The following is an 18,825-nucleotide window of genomic DNA, read 5'->3' on the forward strand; positions in this document are numbered from 1 at the left end:
GAATCCCCAACAAAATCACGACATGAGTAAAGCAATTCGATAATAATTGCTTTACGAATTAGTAAGCTGCCTAGGAAGAATCCTGATAGATTCTTCCGTATTTCTGTTAGCGACTTTAGTCGCAACAGAAATTGGCAGGTTAAAACCATTTTTTCCTGAAGAAGTAGAATACCACAGACAAGCTCATGGCAGCGGCGATGAAGACGATGTACCAAAAGGCATGTGGTAGACCATTTAATGGCAACCAGTTGTTTTGGAAGTTCATCCCGTAGGCAGAGAAGATAACCGTTGGAATATCAAGTGCCATGGTCATCAAAGCCAAGGTTTTCATGATGGTATTCTGGTTGTTGTTGATGATTGAAGCAGTTGTTTCAGTCATGGCATTCAAGACATTTTCGTAAATGCCAGCCATCTCAATCGCCTGTTGCGTTTCAATCAAAGTGTCTTCAAGCAAGTCTTCGTCTTCGATGTATTTTTTCAAAGAGCTGGTACTACTCGAAAGTTTTTTAACGATACGTTCATTGAATTTCAGTGAGGCTTTCAAGTAGACGATAGATTTTTCAAGCTCCATCATGTCGATGAGTTGTTCATTACGTGTGGCATTTTCCAATTCTGCTTCGATTCGGTCACTTTGACGGTCGATAGAACGAAGGGCTGTTAGGAATAGCTCTGCGTTACGATAAAGCAGTTGGAAAACAAAACGTGTCTTCATGAAGGTATAGAAGTTTTTCACACGACGATTGAAGAAGTTATCAAATAAGGTTAATTCTTGCAAACACGTTGTGATAACAGCGTTGTCAGTTACGATGATACCTAGTGGAATTGTCACATAATAGCTTTTGTTATTACGTTCTTCGTAGGTTGGGACGTCGACGATAATCAAAGTGTAATCGTCTTCGACAGAAATACGTGATGTTTCTTCAAGGTCGAGTGGCGCACGAAGGTCTGTGATATCGATATTAAATTGTTCGGCTAAACTCACAGACTCTTCCTGGGAGGGGTTAACCAAATTAATCCAAGCTCCTGGCTCGAATGTATTGATTTCTTTAAACTCTAACGCTGTTGATAGAAACATTTGTTCCATAAAAACAACCCCTCCTTTTGCGATGAGATACAAGAACTATTAAACTATGATAACTAGTTAGGACCACCAGCGATAGTGCCGTCTTTAGTTCTTGTTCAATGATTTTTTTAAGTTGTAAAATAATCTCTTTTTAGACAAAATTCTACATACTAGTCTATTATACTACAATTAGCAGTTTTTGGGGACAGAGAAAAGTAGAAAATTTGTTATAATAAAATAAGAAGAAAATGTACTCGCAAAGAAAGGATGGAAAGCTAAGCGTGGCCTAGTGTCAAACTTAGCTTATCTCATAGATTATGCAAGATAAATTGATTATTCGTGGGGCTCGTGCCCACAATTTAAAAAATGTCAATGTTGAAATTCCTCGGGATAAGTTGGTCGTTGTGACTGGTTTGTCTGGTTCAGGAAAATCAAGTTTGGCATTTGATACGATTTACGCAGAAGGGCAACGTCGTTACGTTGAAAGCTTGTCTGCTTATGCCCGCATGTTTCTTGGTAATATGGAAAAACCAGATGTGGATTCGATTGAAGGGCTTAGCCCAGCGATTTCTATTGACCAAAAAACAACAAGTAAAAACCCGCGCTCTACTGTAGGAACAACGACAGAAATCAATGATTATCTGCGCCTTTTGTACGCTCGTGTGGGGACGCCTTACTGTATTAATGGGCACGGTGCTATTACGGCATCATCTGTTGAACAGATTGTTGATAAGGTATTGGAATTGCCTGAGCGCACAAGAATGCAAATTTTAGCGCCTGTTGTACGTCGCAAAAAAGGTCAACACAAGACGATTTTTGATCGCATTCAAAAAGATGGTTATGTACGTGTGCGCGTGGATGGTGACATTTTTGATATTTCAGAAGTTCCTGAGTTGTCTAAGAGTAAAATGCACAACATCGAGATTGTCGTGGACCGTTTGATTAATAAAGAGGGCATTCGTTCACGTCTTTTTGATTCTGTAGAAGCTGCGCTTCGTTTGGCTGATGGCTATGTTATCATCGACACTATGGATGGAAATGAATTGCTTTTCTCAGAACATTATTCGTGTCCGGTTTGTGGATTTACCGTTCCTGAATTGGAACCACGCTTGTTCTCGTTTAATGCGCCGTTTGGCTCATGTCCAACCTGTGATGGCTTAGGAAATAAACTAGAAGTTGACTTGGATTTGGTGATTCCTGACCGCAGTAAAACGCTTCGTGAAGGAGCGCTAGCACCATGGAATCCAATCTCATCAAACTACTATCCTGCTATGCTTGAGCAAGCTATGGAAGCTTTTGGTGTTGATATGGATACACCTTTTGAAGACTTGAGCGATGAAGAGCAAAATCTTGTGCTTTACGGTTCTGGTGAGCGTGAATTCCACTTCCATTATGTCAATGATTTTGGTGGCGAACGCAATATTGATCTTCCTTTTGAGGGTGTTGTTAACAATATCAATCGTCGTTACCATGAGACAAATAGTGATTTTACCCGCAATGTCATGCGCGGTTACATGAATGAATTGCCATGCCCAACTTGTCATGGTTACCGTTTGAATAATCAAGCGCTCTGCGTTCGTGTGGGTGGTGAAAATGGTTTGAATATTGGGCAAGTGTCTGATTTGTCAGTTGCTGACCACTTGGAACTCTTGAATCATCTAGAACTCTCTGAAAATGAAAAAACGATTGCCACACCAATCGTTAAGGAAATCAAAGATCGTTTGACTTTCTTAAATAACGTGGGATTGAATTATTTGACTTTGTCACGTTCTGCGGGGACTTTGTCTGGTGGTGAAAGCCAACGTATTCGCTTGGCGACACAAATTGGTTCAAACTTGTCTGGTGTCCTTTATATCCTTGATGAACCGTCGATTGGTCTTCATCAACGTGATAATGACCGTTTGATTGATAGTTTGAAGAAAATGCGCGATCTCGGAAATACCTTAATTGTCGTTGAACACGACGAAGACACTATGCGTCAAGCTGATTGGTTGATTGATGTCGGACCAGGAGCTGGTGAATTTGGTGGGCAAATCGTCGCTTCAGGAACACCAGAAGAAGTTGCTAAGAATAAAAAATCAATCACAGGGCAATATTTGTCAGGTGCAAAAGAAATTCCTGTGCCACTAGAACGTCGTAAAGGTAATGGACGTTTCCTACGTGTTCTTGGTGCTTGCGAAAACAACTTGCAAAATATTGACGTGACTTTCCCACTTGGAAAATTCATCGCAGTAACAGGTGTTTCAGGTTCTGGAAAATCAACCTTGGTCAATAGTATTTTGAAAAAAGCTGTTGCTCAAAAATTAAATCGCAATTCTGCTAAACCTGGTAAGCACAAAGCACTTGAAGGTATTGAAAACATTGAACGCTTGATTGATATTGACCAAAGTCCAATCGGTCGTACTCCACGTTCAAATCCTGCAACTTATACAGGTGTCTTTGATGACATTCGTGACCTTTTTGCTAAGACCAATGAAGCTAAGATTCGTGGTTACAAAAAAGGACGTTTCTCATTTAACGTCAAAGGCGGACGTTGTGAGGCTTGTTCTGGTGATGGTATTATCAAGATTGAAATGCACTTCTTGCCAGATGTGTATGTACCTTGTGAAGTTTGTCATGGCACACGTTATAACAGTGAAACGCTTGAAGTTCATTACAAAGACAAAAATATCGCTGAAATCCTTGATATGACAGTCAACGATGCGGTTGAATTCTTTGCACCAATCCCTAAAATCGCACGCAAATTGCAAACTATCAAAGACGTTGGACTTGGTTATGTCACACTTGGACAACCAGCAACAACCCTTTCTGGTGGTGAAGCACAGCGTATGAAATTGGCTAGTGAACTTCACAAACGCTCAACTGGTAAGAGCCTTTATATCCTTGATGAACCAACGACAGGTCTTCACACAGATGACATTGCTCGTCTGCTTAAAGTCCTTCAACGTTTCGTGGATGATGGAAATACTGTGCTTGTCATTGAACACAATCTTGATGTGATTAAGACGGCTGACCACATTATCGACCTTGGACCAGAAGGTGGTGTCGGCGGTGGACAAATCATCGCTACAGGCACACCAGAGGAAGTCGCCAAAGTCAAAGAATCTTACACAGGACAATATTTAAAAGATAAATTGAAATAAAAAATCACCCAGGTAAGTTATCTTGCCTGGGTTTTGTGCTATAATGTAGCCAATTATAGGGAAATAGCGCAGTTTTGCTGCTGTTGAGATTTATTGGAGGATTTATGTCTTATTCAAAAGAAGTTAATCGCTATGTTTTTCCATTGATTGCGACCAATATTGCACAGCTTTTGATTAATCAATTGTCACTGCATTTTGCGGTTAATGACTCAAGCGTGGCACTTTCTGGAATATCTGTGATTCAAAATTTCTTGTTTGCCTTTGGTGGGATTTTAGGGGCTTTTAGCTTGTCTTTTAATATCAAAGGGGCGCGTGCTTTTGCGGAAAATGACAAGAAGCGTTTTAAAGATTTGTTTAAGTCCTCTTTCTTACTTGATGTGGTGATAGGTGCTAGTTTTTTAGTCATCTGTGTAGTTTTTGGAAATTCCTTTTTACGTTTATTTTATGGATTTTCAGGAGAATTGCTTGACTTATCAACGCTTTATCTCGTTATTATGTCACCGTATATTCTTCTGACCTTGTTAACATTTTTGTTGACAAATGTTTTAAAAGTTGAAAAGAAAACCAAGCCGATTTTTTGGATTGGGCTTGTTAGCTCGCTGCTTGATGTGGTGATGAATTACTATTTGGTTCCAATTTTTGGAGTGAAGGGCGCAGCGATTTCTGCTATAACTTCTTTGTTTTTAGTGGTTTTGGCTTATTTTTATTTAGTTCATGATGTGATTTTTGAGGCTTTGAAATCTCAGTCAACTTGTAAAAAAGAGTTAATTCTTTTTGGGATTCCTTTAACCATTCAAGAAATTTTAGAAAGTGTCCTTTTTATCATGGCTTTTGATGCTTTGATGGGACGTCAAGGCCTAAAAATACTTTCTATCTATGCAGTGATTAGTCAGCTCTTTTCAATAGTTCGTTTGCCTGCTTATATGTATGCTGGTGCGGTTTCTGTCTTTTTGCCGCAGGCTAGTCAAAAGCATGAAAATAAGTCATTTATGCGCGTAATTTATCGAAATAGTTATCTAATGAGTTTTGGATTTGCTGTGATAGTGACGCTTTGTGCTAATATCTTTGCTGAATTCTTATCAAGTCAAATCAATACAAATATCATTGCGCTTACGGCATTTACTATGCTAGTCATGGCAGCCACACCACTTTACGAAAGTTCAAAAATGCTTTTGCAAAGTTGTCATGCTGAAAAATGGGTGGTCAGTATGACGACTGTGGTCAATCTGCTAAGCATCGCTGTTTTACTAATCATTCAAATTCTGGGTCTTCAAAGCTACCAATCGCTTTATTTTATTTACGGCTTAAGCCTAGTTATTCTAAGTATTTTGTTCATCAAAAAAGCAAATTCAATAACTTAAAAGAACCTGATGGTTCTTTTTTTACGATAAAATTGATTTACCAGCTAAGTATTTTGTGAAAAAACGTGAAAAAGGCGATTGTTTCAAGGATTTTCTGGTATAATTATCTTAAAAAACGAGAGAGGGAGAGGTTCATGTTAGCCAGACTGGAAAGATTTGATGCTAAGTTAGATGAAAAAGAGCTGGATGCCATGTTGGTGACTGGTCAAAATAATATTTATTATTTGACAGGTTTTTGGGGGACAGCAGCAACTGTTTTTATTTCTAAAACACGTCGTTTGTTTGTGACGGATGCTCGCTACACTTTGATTGCTAAGCAAATGGTTCAAGGGTTTGATATCATCGAAAGCAGAGATGCACTTTCTGAAATAGCTAAGGTGATTGCATCTGATGCGATTTCGACGATTGGTTTTGATAGTCAGGTGTCATTTGCTTATTACCAAACTTTGCAGGCAATTTTTGAGCACTATGATTTGCGAGCACAGAGTGATTTCATGGAAGAATTGCGCATGATTAAAGATGCTTCTGAAATTGCGACTATCCGAAAAGCTTGCTCGATTTCTGACCGTGCCTTCACAGACATGCTTGATTTCATCAAACCTGGGCAAACAACAGAATTGCAAGTAGCAAACTTCCTTGATTTTCGTATGCGTGAATACGGAGCTTCTGGGGTATCTTTTGAAACCATTGCAGCATCAGGTTACCGCTCTGCCATGCCTCACGGCGTAGCCAGTGAGAAAGTTATCCAGTCAGGCGAAACCTTGACCCTTGATTTTGGTTGCTACTACAATCATTACGTCAGCGACATGACGCGTACCATCCATATCGGTGAGACGACTGACGAAGAGCGTGAGATTTATGATGTGGTTTTACGTGCTAATCAAGCTGTGATTGATTCGGTCAAAGCTGGCATGACACGCCGTGATTACGATAAGCTAGCGCGTGATGTGATTGAAAAAGCTGGTTATGGTGAGCACTTCACACACGGAATTGGTCATGGAATTGGACTTGATATTCACGAAATCCCATTCTTTGGAAATTCTGATGAATTGGTTGAAGTCGGCATGACCATCACCGATGAACCAGGCATATACCTTGATAACAAATACGGTGTCCGTATCGAAGATGACCTTGTGGTTACTGAAAATGGGTGTGAGGTTCTGACCTTGGCACCGAAAGAATTGATTGTCTTGTAATAACTAAGCGTTTAGAAAAGGAGGAATACAATGACTGAAAGACTTTCTTGGGAAGATTATTTTATGGCAAATGCGGAGTTGATTTCAAAACGCTCAACTTGTGATCGTGCCTTTGTTGGAGCTGTTTTAGTTAAAGATAATCGTATCATCGCCACTGGTTACAATGGTGGCGTTTCTGAAACTGATAACTGTAGCGAAGCAGGACACAAAATGGAAGACGGTCATTGTATCCGTACCGTTCACGCAGAAATGAATGCCCTTATCCAGTGTGCTAAGGAAGGCATTTCAACCAAAGGTACAGAGATTTATGTGACACATTTTCCGTGTATCAACTGTACCAAAGCGCTTCTTCAGGCAGGGATTAAGAAGATTACTTACAAAACAGCTTACCGCATGCATCCATTTGCTATCGAATTGATGAAACAAAAAGGTGTCGAATGCGTTCAGCACGATGTCCCAGAAGTGAGACTTGGCATGGATGATTTTGATGACTAATAAAAAGAGCACTCAAAAGAAGTGCTCTTTTAGTCTTTTTAGTTCAATTTATCTTTTAGAATTTTTTCGTCAATTTCGGAAGCTGGCGTCCAACCTTTTTTTAACAAATCATTGATGTAAAAGTTGTTGTATAAAATAGCAAAAGCAATGTTTAAGCCAAGGCCGATGCTAGTATCAACATTAAGGCTTAGTGAGAGCATTCCCCCTAAAATCATTGCTCCAAGCATAATGCCAAGCCATTTCCAATCTTTACGAAAAAGTGGCACAAAGCAATAAAAGAATAGCGTTGTCCAGCTGAAACCAACTTTAACTTCTTTAATCTCTCCCTCTGAACTCTCAAGTTTCACTTTCATATTCAGTAAATCTCCCTTTTTAATAAATTTCTAGAGTTTTATTGTATCAAAATTGGATTTTTTTAACAATGAAGTCTAAAATAGTAGGAGAGGGTTATTCTTTTGAAACCCAAAAAGATTTGAGCCATAGCGTATTTTATGGTAAAATGAAGTGATAAATAATTTATAAGAGGTAATGAATAAATGATTGAAGCAAGTAAGCTTAGAGCAGGTATGACTTTCGTAACATCTGATGGAAAACTCATCAAAGTTCTCGAAGCAAGCCACCACAAACCAGGTAAAGGTAACACAGTTATGCGTATGAAACTTCGTGACGTACGTACTGGTTCAACATTCGATACAACTTACCGTCCAGAAGAAAAATTCGAACAAGCAATCATCGAAACACGTGCTGCACAATACCTTTACAAAATGGATGACACAGCATACTTCATGGATACTGAAAGCTACGAACAATATGAAATTCCAGTTGCTAACGTAGAACAAGAATTGCTTTACATTCTTGAAAACTCAGAAGTTAAAATCCAATTCTACGGAACTGAAGTTATCGGTGTGACTGTTCCTACAACTGTTGAATTGACAGTTACTGATACTCAACCATCAATCAAAGGTGCTACAGTTACTGGTTCTGGTAAACCTGCAACTCTTGAAACAGGTCTTGTTGTTAACGTACCAGACTTTATCGAAATCGGTCAAAAATTGGTAATCAATACGCAAGAAGGTACTTACGTATCACGTGCCTAAGCTTGCCAGTAGAGCGGGTAGAGAGGGCACCGCTCTCTTTACTTTTTAATCCTTAAATTTAATTAGAAAGGAAATGCTTATGACAACTGAAAATATCGGTGATATTGTTATTTCACCACGAGTACTAGAAGTTATCACAGGTATTGCTGCAACAAAAGTTGATGGCGTTCACTCACTTCGTAACAAAGCCATGACTGATACTTTCAGCAAAACAGTTTTAGGTAAAGGTGTTTACCTTCAAACAGAAGAAGATGGTACAGTTAACGCTGATATCTATGTATATCTTCAATACGGTGTCAACGTTCCTGCTGTTTCAATGGCTATTCAAAAAGCTGTTAAAGCTGCAGTTTACGAAATGGCAGAAGTGACTATTTCATCTGTCAACATTCACGTTGAAGGAATCGTTCCTGAAAAAACACCAAAACCTGATTTGAAAGCATTGTTTGACGAGGATTTCTTGGATGACTAATAACTTTACAAATTCAAGACGTGACCTTCGTGAGCGTGCCTTCCAGGCACTCTTTAGCCTCGAATTTGGTGGAGAATATTTGCAAGCAGCTGAATTTGCTTACACTTATGATAAGACTATCGAAGAAGACGAAGAAGTTCAAGTTCCAGTATTTCTTCTAAATCTTGTTAAAGGTGTTTGTGATTTGCAATCAGAACTTGATCAACAAATCGAAGCACACTTAAAATCAGGCTGGTCACTAGAGCGTTTAACACTAACTGACAAAGCTTTACTTCGTTTAGGGCTTTACGAAGTGAAATACTTCGAAGAAACACCTGGACGTGTAGCGGTTAATGAAATCATTGAAATTGCTAAAAAGTATTCAGACGAAACATCAGCAAAATTCGTCAATGGATTGTTGAGTCAGTTTGTTACTGAATAATAAATGAAAGAGAGATGCTTGTCATCTCTCTTTTTTGTACCTAAAAAGCACAGACATAAATGTCTGTGCTTTTGTGTTTATTAGATACTGCTACCAGGAAGAAGTGAAATTGGTAGGATATAGTCTTTGCTTGTCTTTTCGCCTTTGATGCGTTTTAGGAGAATATCCACAAGTAGACTAGCGATTTCATCGATTGGTTGACGGATGGTTGTCAATTGTGGGAAGAAGTTCTCAATAAATGACGTACCATCGTACCCGATAATTTTCAAATCTTCAGGGATTTTTAAATCTAATTGTTTAGCAATTTTCATGGTTAAAATGGCTGTTAAATCATCGGAAACAAAGATACCATCAGGTCTAGTTCGTGCGATGATGGATTTGATTTCCATTTCACGGCGAATTGTGGATAAGTTGTTAGGAACTTTGAAAACTTCACCGTGAGGAATTTGAAATGTAAAACCAAGGGCACGTAATTCGGTTGGAGAATCAGTGTTATCGTGTCCGGTAATCATAATGATATTTTCGCAACCATTTTTTTGAAGGGTATGAGCAGCTAGCTTACCTCCTTCAAAGTTATCTGAAGCAATGATAGGAACATTTGGGGCCAGGTTTCTATCAAAAGCAATAATAGGTGCACTGACGCGTTCGTAATCATCGATACCAAGGTTGTGACTTGATGAAATGATACCGTCAACTTGGTTAGCTTCAAGCATCTCGATGTATTCACGTTCCTTGGCAGGGTCATTTTCACTGTTGCAGATAATCGTTTTATAACCATGTTTGAATAGTTCGATTTCAAGATATTCAATCAGTTCAGAATAAAAGATATTGCTAATATTAGGAAAGATAAGTCCGATGAGTTGGGCTGATTTTCCTTGGAGTCCACGAGCGAGGTTATTAGGCTTATAGCCTAATGTTCTCATGGCTTCTTGGACTTTTTGTTTTGTCTTTTCTGACAAATAACCTTTGTTGTTGATAACGCGTGAAACGGTTGTTGGGCTAACCCCAGCAAGTTCAGCAACGTCAGTTAATTTTGCTACCATATTAGTACTTCAAATCAAAGTATGTACCAGTAACGTCTCCAGATTTAATAGCGATGCCGTTTTGGCCAGCTTCTGGGAAGACACGGCTAGTAAATACTTTTTCTCCTTTATTGATAAAGATTTCAACGACTGAATTATCTACAAAAATATTAGCACTTGTTTCTTTTGCATCGATTGTGCATTCGCGGCTTGTGCCAAATTCTGTAGCGTATTGAACACCAGCTTTACTGCGGTCAAGAATAATTTTACCGTCTTTAGTATCGACCGTCAAGCTGAGTCCATTGCCTTTGTCATCAGCAAAGAGAAGGATTTCAGTTTTTTGATTTGCAGGGAAATTTAATTCTAATTCATAAGTATTAGTTGTCTCAGATTTATTAGCAAATGCTTCAGAGTCAGCACGAAGTGAAGTGATTGCTTCAACTGGGTATTGGTAAAGTTTACCATCTTTAATAGAAAGTTCTTTAACAAGACTTAAAGCACCTTGGTAATCGTATTTATCTGTTGGGTAATCAACATCAGGAAGTCCAATCCAGCTGACAACTAATGTGCGCCCGTCAGGGGCATTGAATCCTTGAGTAGCATAGGCTTCAAAACCATAGTCAAGGTTTTGAATGTCTGAAGCGCCAACTAATTTTGCATGTTCTGTGTCAAACGATTGACATACTTTATAAGTATTTGGATAAATGTTGCGGTAATCAAGTTCAGATTTATCAAGGCCTTGTGGGCAGTAAAGAAGAACTGGTTTATCATCAACAAAAACAAGGTTTGGACATTCAATCATGTACTCTGAACCAGTACCGCCGAAGTCGAGGTTGCCAACTTCTTCCCAGTTTTCAACATTGTTATCAACTGCTTTATAAAGTTTAACAAAGCCTGATTTTTCAGGGCTTTGAGCACCTACGATAGCGTAGAATTGACCTTTATAATTGAAAATTTGAGGGTCACGGAAGTGCTCTGTGGCATCTTCAGGTTGGCGGATAAGAACGTCATCCATTTTAGTGATCTTGTGGTCTTTATCCATCCAAGCACCGATTTGAAGTGGGTCACGTACCCAGTTTTCGTCACGAACATTTCCTGTATAGAACAAGAAGAGTTTGTCATTGATTTCATAGGCAGAACCAGAGTAAGCTCCGTGGCTATCGTTTTTAGTGTCAGGGCGAAGTTCTACATTAGTTTCATGGAAATGAACCAAGTCTTCAGATTCAGTGTGAACCCATTGTTTTAGGCCGTGAGCAGCGCCAAAAGGCCAATTTTGATAGAACAATGTATATTTGCCGTTAAAGTATGAGAAACCGTTAGGGTCATTTAATAGTCCAGTTTTAGGCTCGATGTGGTAGCTGGTATGCCAAGGTGATTTTTTCACATTTTCAGTGATTTTAGCCACCTCTTCCTCGCTCCAATCAGCGTAAGCACGGTATCGTACTTCTTGAGGTAAATTCATAATTTTCTCCTTTAGTTTATCTATCTACTATTAATATAGTAAACGTTTTCTGCCTAAAAATCAATTATTTTCCCGCAAAAAGAAAAAAATATGATAAACGCTTGACATAAAGCGTTTTTATGATAAAATGTAAATGTAGTTAAGTGAAACGCTTACAAACAAGCTTACAAAAGTAATTTTATATAAAGGAGTTTTTGCAAATGGATAACGCACAGATTGCAAAAGAGATTGTTGCTGCTTTAGGTGGCCGCGAAAACGTACGCAGTGTTGCTCACTGTGCCACACGTTTACGTGTTATGGTTGTTGATGAAGCAAAAATCGACAAAGACAAAATTGAAAATCTTGACAAAGTTCAAGGAGCTTTCTTCAACTCAGGACAATACCAAATTATCTTTGGTACTGGTCTAGTTAACAAAATGTATGATGAAGTTGTTGCTCTTGGTTTGCCAACAGCTTCAAAAGATGAACAAAAAGCAGAAGCTGCTAAACAAGGGAATTGGTTCCAACGCGCTGTCCGTTCATTCGGTGACGTATTTGTTCCATTGCTTCCAGCTATCGTAGCGACTGGTCTTTTCATGGGTATCCGCGGAGCTATCAACAATGATACAATCCTAGGACTCTTCGGAACAACTTCTGAAGCATTCTCATCTACAAACTTCTACACATACACTGTTGTATTAACAGATACAGCCTTTGCATTCTTCCCAGCTTTGATTTGCTGGTCTGCATTTAACGTATTTGGTGGAAGCCCAATCGTAGGTCTTGTTCTTGGACTTATGATGGTTAACAATTCACTTCCAAATGCTTGGGATGTTGCCTCAAAAGCTGCAGAACCAATTAACTTCTTTGGATTCATTCCAGTTGTTGGTTACCAAAACTCAGTTCTTCCAGCATTCTTCGTAGGTTTGCTTGGTGCGAAACTTGAAAAATGGTTGCACAAAAAAATTCCAGATGTGCTTGACCTCTTGTTGGTTCCATTCTTGACATTCTTGGTAATGTCAATCTTGGCACTCTTTGTCATTGGTCCAGTTTTCCATACTGTTGAAAACTATGTTCTTGCAGGAACTAAATTCTTGCTTAGCTTGCCATTTGGTCTTTCTGGTCTTATTCTTGGTGGTATTCACCAAGTTATCGTGGTTACAGGTGTTCACCACATCTTCAACTTGCTTGAATCACAATTGATTGCTGCTGATGGTAAAGACCCATTCAACGCTATCATCACAGCTGCAATGACTGCCCAAGCTGGTGCAACTCTTGCTGTTGGTGTTAAAACAAAAGATGCTAAACTTAAAGCTCTTGCTTTCCCAGCTGCTCTTTCTGCAGGACTTGGTATCACTGAACCAGCTATCTTCGGTGTAAACTTACGTTTTGGTAAACCATTTGTATTAGGTCTTGCGGCTGGTGCTTGTGGTGGTTGGTTGGCTTCAATCTTCAACCTTGCTGGTACTGGTTTTGGTATTACAATTATCCCTGGTACTCTTCTTTACTTGAATGGTCAAGTTCTTAAATATGTCATCATGGTTCTTGCAACTACAGCTCTTGCCTTTGTATTGACTTACATGTTCGGTTACGAAGATGATACAAAAGACGTTAAAGCTGCTAAAGAAGCAAAAGAAGTAGCTGAAGAAGTTACTGCACTTTCTCAAGCTGGTGTTTCTGAAGAAACAGTTGTAAGCCCACTTTCAGGCCAAGCTGTTGAACTTTCTGCAGTTAATGACCCAGTCTTCTCATCAGGTGCTATGGGTAAAGGTATCGCTATTAAACCAAACGGTGACACAGTTTACTCACCAGTTGATGGTACTGTTCAACTTGCCTTTGAAACAGGTCATGCTTATGGTTTGAAATCTGACAATGGTGCTGAAATCCTTATCCACATCGGTATTGATACTGTCTCAATGGCTGGTAAAGGATTTAACCAAAAAGTTGCTGCTAACCAAAAAGTTAAAAAAGGTGATGTTCTTGGAACATTTGACCGCGCAGCTATTGCAGAAGCAGGTCTTGATGATACAACAATGATTATCGTGACAAACACAGCTGACTACCAAGAAGTAACACCAGTTGCTCAAGATGAACTTGCTGAAGGTGCTGCATTGCTAGATCTTAAATAAGTATATATCTATAATTTAAGAGGTTCGAAAGAACCTCTTTTTATATGGAGTTAAATATTGATACAATAGGGTTTCTGACACTTTTGTACTTGATATATCTTTTGTTTTTTTGTATAATATTTGATAGAAAACTAGCAATTAAAAGGGAGATAACATGACTAAATTATACGGTAGTGTCGAAGCAGGTGGAACAAAATTTGTTTGTGCTGTTGGTGATGAAAATTTTCAAGTTGTAGAAAAAGTTCAATTTCCAACAACAACACCTTATGAAACAATTGATAAAACAGTAGCATTCTTCAAGCGTTTTGAAGAAGATTTGGCAGGAATTGCTATTGGTTCATTTGGGCCAATTGATGTTGATGAAAATTCAAAAACTTATGGTTACATCACAACAACTCCAAAACCACATTGGGCTAATGTTGACTTGGTTGGCTTAATTTCAAAACACTTTAAAGTACCATTCTACTTTACAACTGACGTAAACAGCTCAGCTTATGGTGAAACAATCGTCCGTAAAGGTGTTAAGAGCCTTGTTTATTACACAATCGGTACTGGTATTGGTGCTGGAGCTATTCAAAACGGTCAATTTATCGGTGGTCTTGGTCACACAGAAGCAGGTCACGTGTATGTTGCTCCACACCCACAAGATGTTGCTAAAAACTTCAACGGTGTTTGCCCATTCCACAAAGGTTGCTTGGAAGGTATGGCAGCAGGTCCGTCACTTGAAGCACGTACAGGTATCCGTGGTGAACTGATTGAACTTAACTCTGATGTTTGGGATGTTCAAGCTTACTACATTGCGCAAGCTGCTGTTCAAGCAACACTTCTTTATCGTCCAGAAGTGATTGTCTTTGGTGGTGGTGTTATGGCACAAGAACACATGCTAAAACGTGTTCGTGATAAATTTAAAGCTTTGATGAATGATTATGTTCCAGTTCCAGATGTTACAGAATATATCGTGACACCAGGTGTGGCTGAAAATGGTTCTGCAACTCTTGGTAACTTTGCTTTGGCTAAGAAAGTTTCAGAACGTTAATCGCTTGATTAACAAAATGTTAGCGAGATTGAGGAAAAGTCCATTTGGGATGATTCTTCAATCTTTTTTTACGCTGACAATTCCTTGTGAATTACAGTGCTTTCTTGTTGTTAAGGTGAAAAAAGAGTATAATCGTAGCAGGTGAATACTCAGAAAATACTAAGAATGATATTAATAAAAAACTAAAATATCAAGGCATTTTTATCGCTTGTAGAAGAGAGCTGCAATGGTAGCGCATTCTTGTAATAGAGCGCTTTTTATGATAAAATGTGATGATAAGTTTATCGAAAGGAATTGGGATGGCAAATATTCTACGAACTGTTATCGAAAACGATAAAGGCGAATTAAGAAAATTAGAAAAAATTGCAAAGAAAGTTGAGTCATACGCTGATGCGATGGCTGCTTTGTCTGATGAAGAATTAAAAGCAAAAACACCAGAATTTCAACAACGATATCAAAATGGTGAAACCTTAGATCAATTATTGCCAGAAGCTTTTGCGGTTGTTCGTGAAGCGGCTAAACGTGTTCTTGGTCTTTACCCATACCGTGTCCAAATCATGGGTGGTATTGTAATGCACAATGGTGACGTGCCTGAAATGCGTACTGGTGAAGGTAAAACATTGACTGCGACTATGCCAGTTTACCTTAACGCCCTTGCTGGTGAAGGGGTTCACGTTATCACGGTCAACGAATACCTTGCAACACGTGACGCAACTGAAATGGGTGAAGTTTATAGCTGGTTGGGACTTTCTGTAGGGATCAACTTGTCTGCAAAATCACCATATGAAAAACGTGAAGCCTACAACTGTGATATCACTTATTCTACAAACTCAGAAATCGGTTTTGACTACCTTCGTGATAACATGGTTGTTCGTCAAGAAGATATGGTTCAACGCCCACTAAACTTTGCTTTGGTCGATGAAGTTGACTCAGTTTTGATTGATGAAGCGAGAACACCTTTGATTGTTTCAGGTCAAGTAACTTCTGAAACAAGCCAACTTTACGTTCGTGCTGATAAATTCGTTAAGACTCTTGAAAGTGTTGATTACGTCATCGATGTACCAACAAAGACAATCGGTCTAACTGATAGTGGTATCGACAAAGCTGAGGAATATTTCCGCTTAGAAAATCTTTACGATTTGGAAAATGTTGCCTTAACACACTACATTGACAATGCCCTTCGTGCAAACTACATTATGCTTTTGGACATTGATTATGTGGTTAGTGAAAATGGTGAAATCTTGATTGTCGATCAATTTACAGGACGTACAATGGAAGGTCGTCGCTTCTCTGATGGTTTGCACCAAGCCATTGAAGCTAAAGAAGGCGTGCGCATTCAGGAAGAATCTAAGACAAGTGCCTCAATTACTTACCAAAATATGTTCCGTATGTACAAAAAATTGGCAGGTATGACTGGTACAGCGAAAACTGAAGAAGAGGAATTCCGTGAAGTTTACAACATGCGCATTATTCCAATTCCAACAAACCGACCAGTAGCACGTATTGACCATCCAGATTTGTTATACCCAACACTTGCTTCTAAATTCCGAGCAGTGGTGGAAGATGTTAAACGTCGTCATGCTAAAGGTCAACCTGTCTTGGTTGGTACGGTTGCCGTTGAAACATCAGACCTTATTTCTAAAAAATTGGTTGAAGCTGGTATTCCACACGAAGTCTTGAATGCTAAAAACCACTTTAAAGAAGCTCAAATCATCATGAACGCTGGTCAACGCGGTGCGGTTACAATTGCAACCAACATGGCTGGTCGTGGTACAGATATCAAACTTGGTGAAGGGGTTCGTGAACTTGGTGGCCTTTGTGTCATTGGTACAGAACGTCACGAAAGCCGCCGTATTGATAATCAGCTTCGTGGACGTGCAGGTCGTCAAGGTGACCCAGGTGAGTCACAATTCTATCTATCACTTGAAGATGATTTGATGCGTCGTTTCGGTTCAGACCGTATCAAAGCATTCCTTGATCGCATGAACCTTGATGAAGAAGAAGCTGTTATCAAATCTAAGATGCTCACACGTCAAGTGGAATCAGCTCAAAAACGTGTTGAAGGTAACAACTACGATATGCGTAAACAAGTCCTTCAATACGATGATGTGATGCGTGAACAACGTGAAATCATTTATGCTGAACGTCATGATGTTATCACAGCAGACCGTGATTTGGCACCTGAAATTAAAGCAATGATTAAACGTACAATTAATCGTGCTGTTGATGCTCACAGCCGTGCAGACCGCGAAGAAGGTATCAAGGCTATCTTGAATTTTGCTAAATCAAACTTGGTTGCGGAAGATTCTATCAAACTAGCTGACCTTGAAAATCTAGATTTTGAAGAAATCAAAGAAGAACTTTACAAACGTGCTTTGGCAGTTTACGATGCTCAAATCGCTAAGCTTCACGACGAAGAAGCTGTTAAAGAATTCCAAAAAGTTTTGATTTTGATGGTTGTGGATAACAAGTGGACAGATCATATCGATGCGCTTGATCAATTGCGTCAATCTGTTGGTTTGCGTGGATACGCTCAAAATAATCCTGTTGTTGAATACCAATCAGAAGGTTTCCGTATGTTCCAAGCTATGATTGGTGCTATTGAATTTGACGTGACACGTACAATGATGAAAGCACAAATTCACCAACAAGAACGTGAACGCTCAACTGAACGTGCGACAACTATGGCTGAAAAGAATATCTCTGCTCAACATGTTCAAGCACAATCTGATATCGATTACTCTAACGTTAAACGTAACGATTTGTGCCCATGTGGATCAGGTAAAAAATTCAAAAATTGCCACGGTCGCAAACATTTTTAAAAAAGACAACAGAAAATTCTGACAATTTATTGAAAAACCTCTTGAAAATGGTATAATATATGAAATCTTAACTAATTTCAGGAGAGGGAAAATATATGTCATTTAAAGCAACAAGTAAAAAGATTAATTTCGATGCTCTTAAAGAAGAATCAAAATTAACTGGTGACGTTCTAGCTAAAAAAGAAGCTCGTGATCGCGAACTAGAAGCTATCATTAAAGGTGAAGATGACCGAGTTCTTTTGGTCATCGGCCCTTGCTCATCTGATAATGAAGATGCTGTGCTTGAATACGCTCGTCGTTTGGCAAAACTTCAAGAAGAAGTTAAAGACCGTGTCTTTATGGTAATGCGTGTCTACACAGCAAAACCACGTACGAATGGTGATGGTTATAAAGGTTTGATGCACCAACCTGATACATCAGAAGCACCAAGCTTGATTAACGGTATTAAAGCCGTTCGTCACCTTCATTATCGTGTGATTTCAGAGACTGGCTTAACAACAGCAGATGAAATGCTTTATCCAGAAAATCTTCCATTGGTAGATGATTTGGTTTCTTATATTGCTGTTGGTGCGCGTTCAGTTGAAGACCAACAACACCGCTTTGTTGCTTCAGGCATTAGTGTCCCAACAGGGATGAAAAATCCTACTTCAGGTAACTTGAATGTTATGTTTAATGGTATTTATGCCGCTCAAAATAAACAATCATTCTTGTTTAACGGTGAAGAAGTAGAAACATCTGGTAATCCATTTGCACATGCTATCCTTCGTGGTGCACTTAACGAATACGGTAAAAATGTGCCAAACTATTACTACGATAATGTCATCGATACTATTGAACAATACGAAAAAATGGGACTTGAAAATCCATTTATCGTTATCGATACTAACCATGACAACTCAGGAAAACAATATTTAGAACAAGTTCGTATTGTCCGTCAAACATTGATTAACCGTGATTGGAATGAAAAAATCAACAAATACGTTCGTGGTTTCATGATTGAATCATACTTGGAAGACGGACGTCAAGACAAACCTGAAGTCTTTGGTAAATCAATCACAGACCCATGTCTTGGTTGGGATAATACTGAAAAACTTGTTCACGAAATTTACGATACACTAGGTAAATAATTT

The 18,825-nt window shown here is 38.9% G+C and carries 15 protein-coding genes; 11 read left to right on the top strand and 4 right to left on the bottom strand.

The features are described 5' to 3' along the window. Positions 1–139: 139 nt before the first annotated feature. Complete coding sequence (locus E0E02_RS06680) at positions 140–1,084, bottom strand: magnesium transporter CorA family protein (protein ID WP_020917419.1); 945 nt, start codon at positions 1,082–1,084, stop codon at positions 140–142. A gap of 296 nt (positions 1,085–1,380) precedes the next feature. Here E0E02_RS06680 and uvrA point away from each other — a divergent pair, with 296 nt between their 5' ends. The 4 genes from uvrA (at position 1,381) to E0E02_RS06700 (ending at position 7,258) form a co-directional block, all read left to right on the top strand. Then, positions 1,381–4,206: an excinuclease ABC subunit UvrA gene (gene uvrA / locus E0E02_RS06685; protein ID WP_133018191.1), complete on the top strand. Its 2,826-nt coding sequence runs from the start codon at positions 1,381–1,383 to the stop codon at positions 4,204–4,206. 104 nt (positions 4,207–4,310) lie between these two features. After that, a complete protein-coding gene (locus tag E0E02_RS06690) occupies positions 4,311–5,567 on the top strand; it encodes an MATE family efflux transporter (RefSeq protein ID WP_133018192.1) in 1,257 nt (418 codons plus the stop codon). Between the two features lie 134 nt (positions 5,568–5,701). After that, on the top strand, positions 5,702–6,763 hold the full coding sequence (locus tag E0E02_RS06695; RefSeq protein WP_133018193.1) for a Xaa-Pro peptidase family protein: 1,062 nt from the start codon (positions 5,702–5,704) through the stop codon (positions 6,761–6,763). Between the two features lie 30 nt (positions 6,764–6,793). Further along, positions 6,794–7,258, top strand: a complete 465-nt coding sequence (locus E0E02_RS06700) for a deaminase (RefSeq protein WP_006531991.1) — start codon at positions 6,794–6,796, stop codon at positions 7,256–7,258. Between the two features lie 38 nt (positions 7,259–7,296). Here E0E02_RS06700 and E0E02_RS06705 read toward each other — a convergent pair whose 3' ends face one another. Further along, positions 7,297–7,611 carry a hypothetical protein gene (locus E0E02_RS06705; RefSeq protein WP_133018194.1) on the bottom strand — a complete coding sequence of 105 codons (315 nt, stop codon included), beginning with the start codon at positions 7,609–7,611 and terminating at the stop codon, positions 7,297–7,299. Between the two features lie 183 nt (positions 7,612–7,794). Between E0E02_RS06705 and efp the strand changes: the two genes are divergently transcribed. The 3 genes from efp to nusB all read left to right on the top strand — a co-directional run bounded on the left by efp (position 7,795) and on the right by nusB (position 9,245). Continuing rightward, positions 7,795–8,355, top strand: a complete 561-nt coding sequence (gene efp, locus E0E02_RS06710; protein WP_074560860.1) for an elongation factor P — start codon at positions 7,795–7,797, stop codon at positions 8,353–8,355. A gap of 79 nt (positions 8,356–8,434) precedes the next feature. Continuing rightward, positions 8,435–8,824: an Asp23/Gls24 family envelope stress response protein gene (locus E0E02_RS06715; protein WP_014335250.1), complete on the top strand. Its 390-nt coding sequence runs from the start codon at positions 8,435–8,437 to the stop codon at positions 8,822–8,824. After that, positions 8,817–9,245, top strand: a complete 429-nt coding sequence (nusB, locus tag E0E02_RS06720; RefSeq protein WP_074868468.1) for a transcription antitermination factor NusB — start codon at positions 8,817–8,819, stop codon at positions 9,243–9,245. Before E0E02_RS06715 ends, nusB begins: the two co-directional genes overlap by 8 nt. Positions 9,246–9,325: 80 nt before the next feature. On the opposite strand, the gene E0E02_RS06725 is transcribed toward nusB, so the two are convergent. Then, a complete protein-coding gene (locus tag E0E02_RS06725) occupies positions 9,326–10,288 on the bottom strand; it encodes a LacI family DNA-binding transcriptional regulator (RefSeq protein WP_133018195.1) in 963 nt (320 codons plus the stop codon). A gap of 1 nt (position 10,289) precedes the next feature. Beyond that, positions 10,290–11,729 (bottom strand): sucrose-6-phosphate hydrolase, encoded by a 1,440-nt coding sequence (locus E0E02_RS06730; RefSeq protein ID WP_133018196.1) that lies wholly within the window; start codon positions 11,727–11,729, stop codon positions 10,290–10,292. A gap of 200 nt (positions 11,730–11,929) precedes the next feature. Between E0E02_RS06730 and E0E02_RS06735 the strand changes: the two genes are divergently transcribed. The 4 genes from E0E02_RS06735 (at position 11,930) to E0E02_RS06750 (ending at position 18,822) form a co-directional block, all read left to right on the top strand. Continuing rightward, positions 11,930–13,837 carry a sucrose-specific PTS transporter subunit IIBC gene (locus tag E0E02_RS06735; RefSeq protein WP_133018197.1) on the top strand — a complete coding sequence of 636 codons (1,908 nt, stop codon included), beginning with the start codon at positions 11,930–11,932 and terminating at the stop codon, positions 13,835–13,837. A 154-nt stretch (positions 13,838–13,991) separates the two neighbouring features. Further along, a complete protein-coding gene (gene scrK / locus E0E02_RS06740; RefSeq protein WP_074560855.1) occupies positions 13,992–14,873 on the top strand; it encodes a fructokinase ScrK in 882 nt (293 codons plus the stop codon). Positions 14,874–15,172: 299 nt separating this feature from the next. Further along, on the top strand, positions 15,173–17,695 hold the full coding sequence (gene secA / locus E0E02_RS06745) for a preprotein translocase subunit SecA (RefSeq protein ID WP_039696336.1): 2,523 nt from the start codon (positions 15,173–15,175) through the stop codon (positions 17,693–17,695). Positions 17,696–17,790: 95 nt separating this feature from the next. Continuing rightward, positions 17,791–18,822 carry a 3-deoxy-7-phosphoheptulonate synthase gene (locus E0E02_RS06750; RefSeq protein ID WP_074564363.1) on the top strand — a complete coding sequence of 344 codons (1,032 nt, stop codon included), beginning with the start codon at positions 17,791–17,793 and terminating at the stop codon, positions 18,820–18,822. Positions 18,823–18,825 lie beyond the last annotated feature (3 nt).

The sequence above is a fragment of the Streptococcus sp. KCJ4932 genome, from assembly GCF_004352745.1.
GTDB lineage: Bacteria > Bacillota > Bacilli > Lactobacillales > Streptococcaceae > Streptococcus > Streptococcus ruminicola.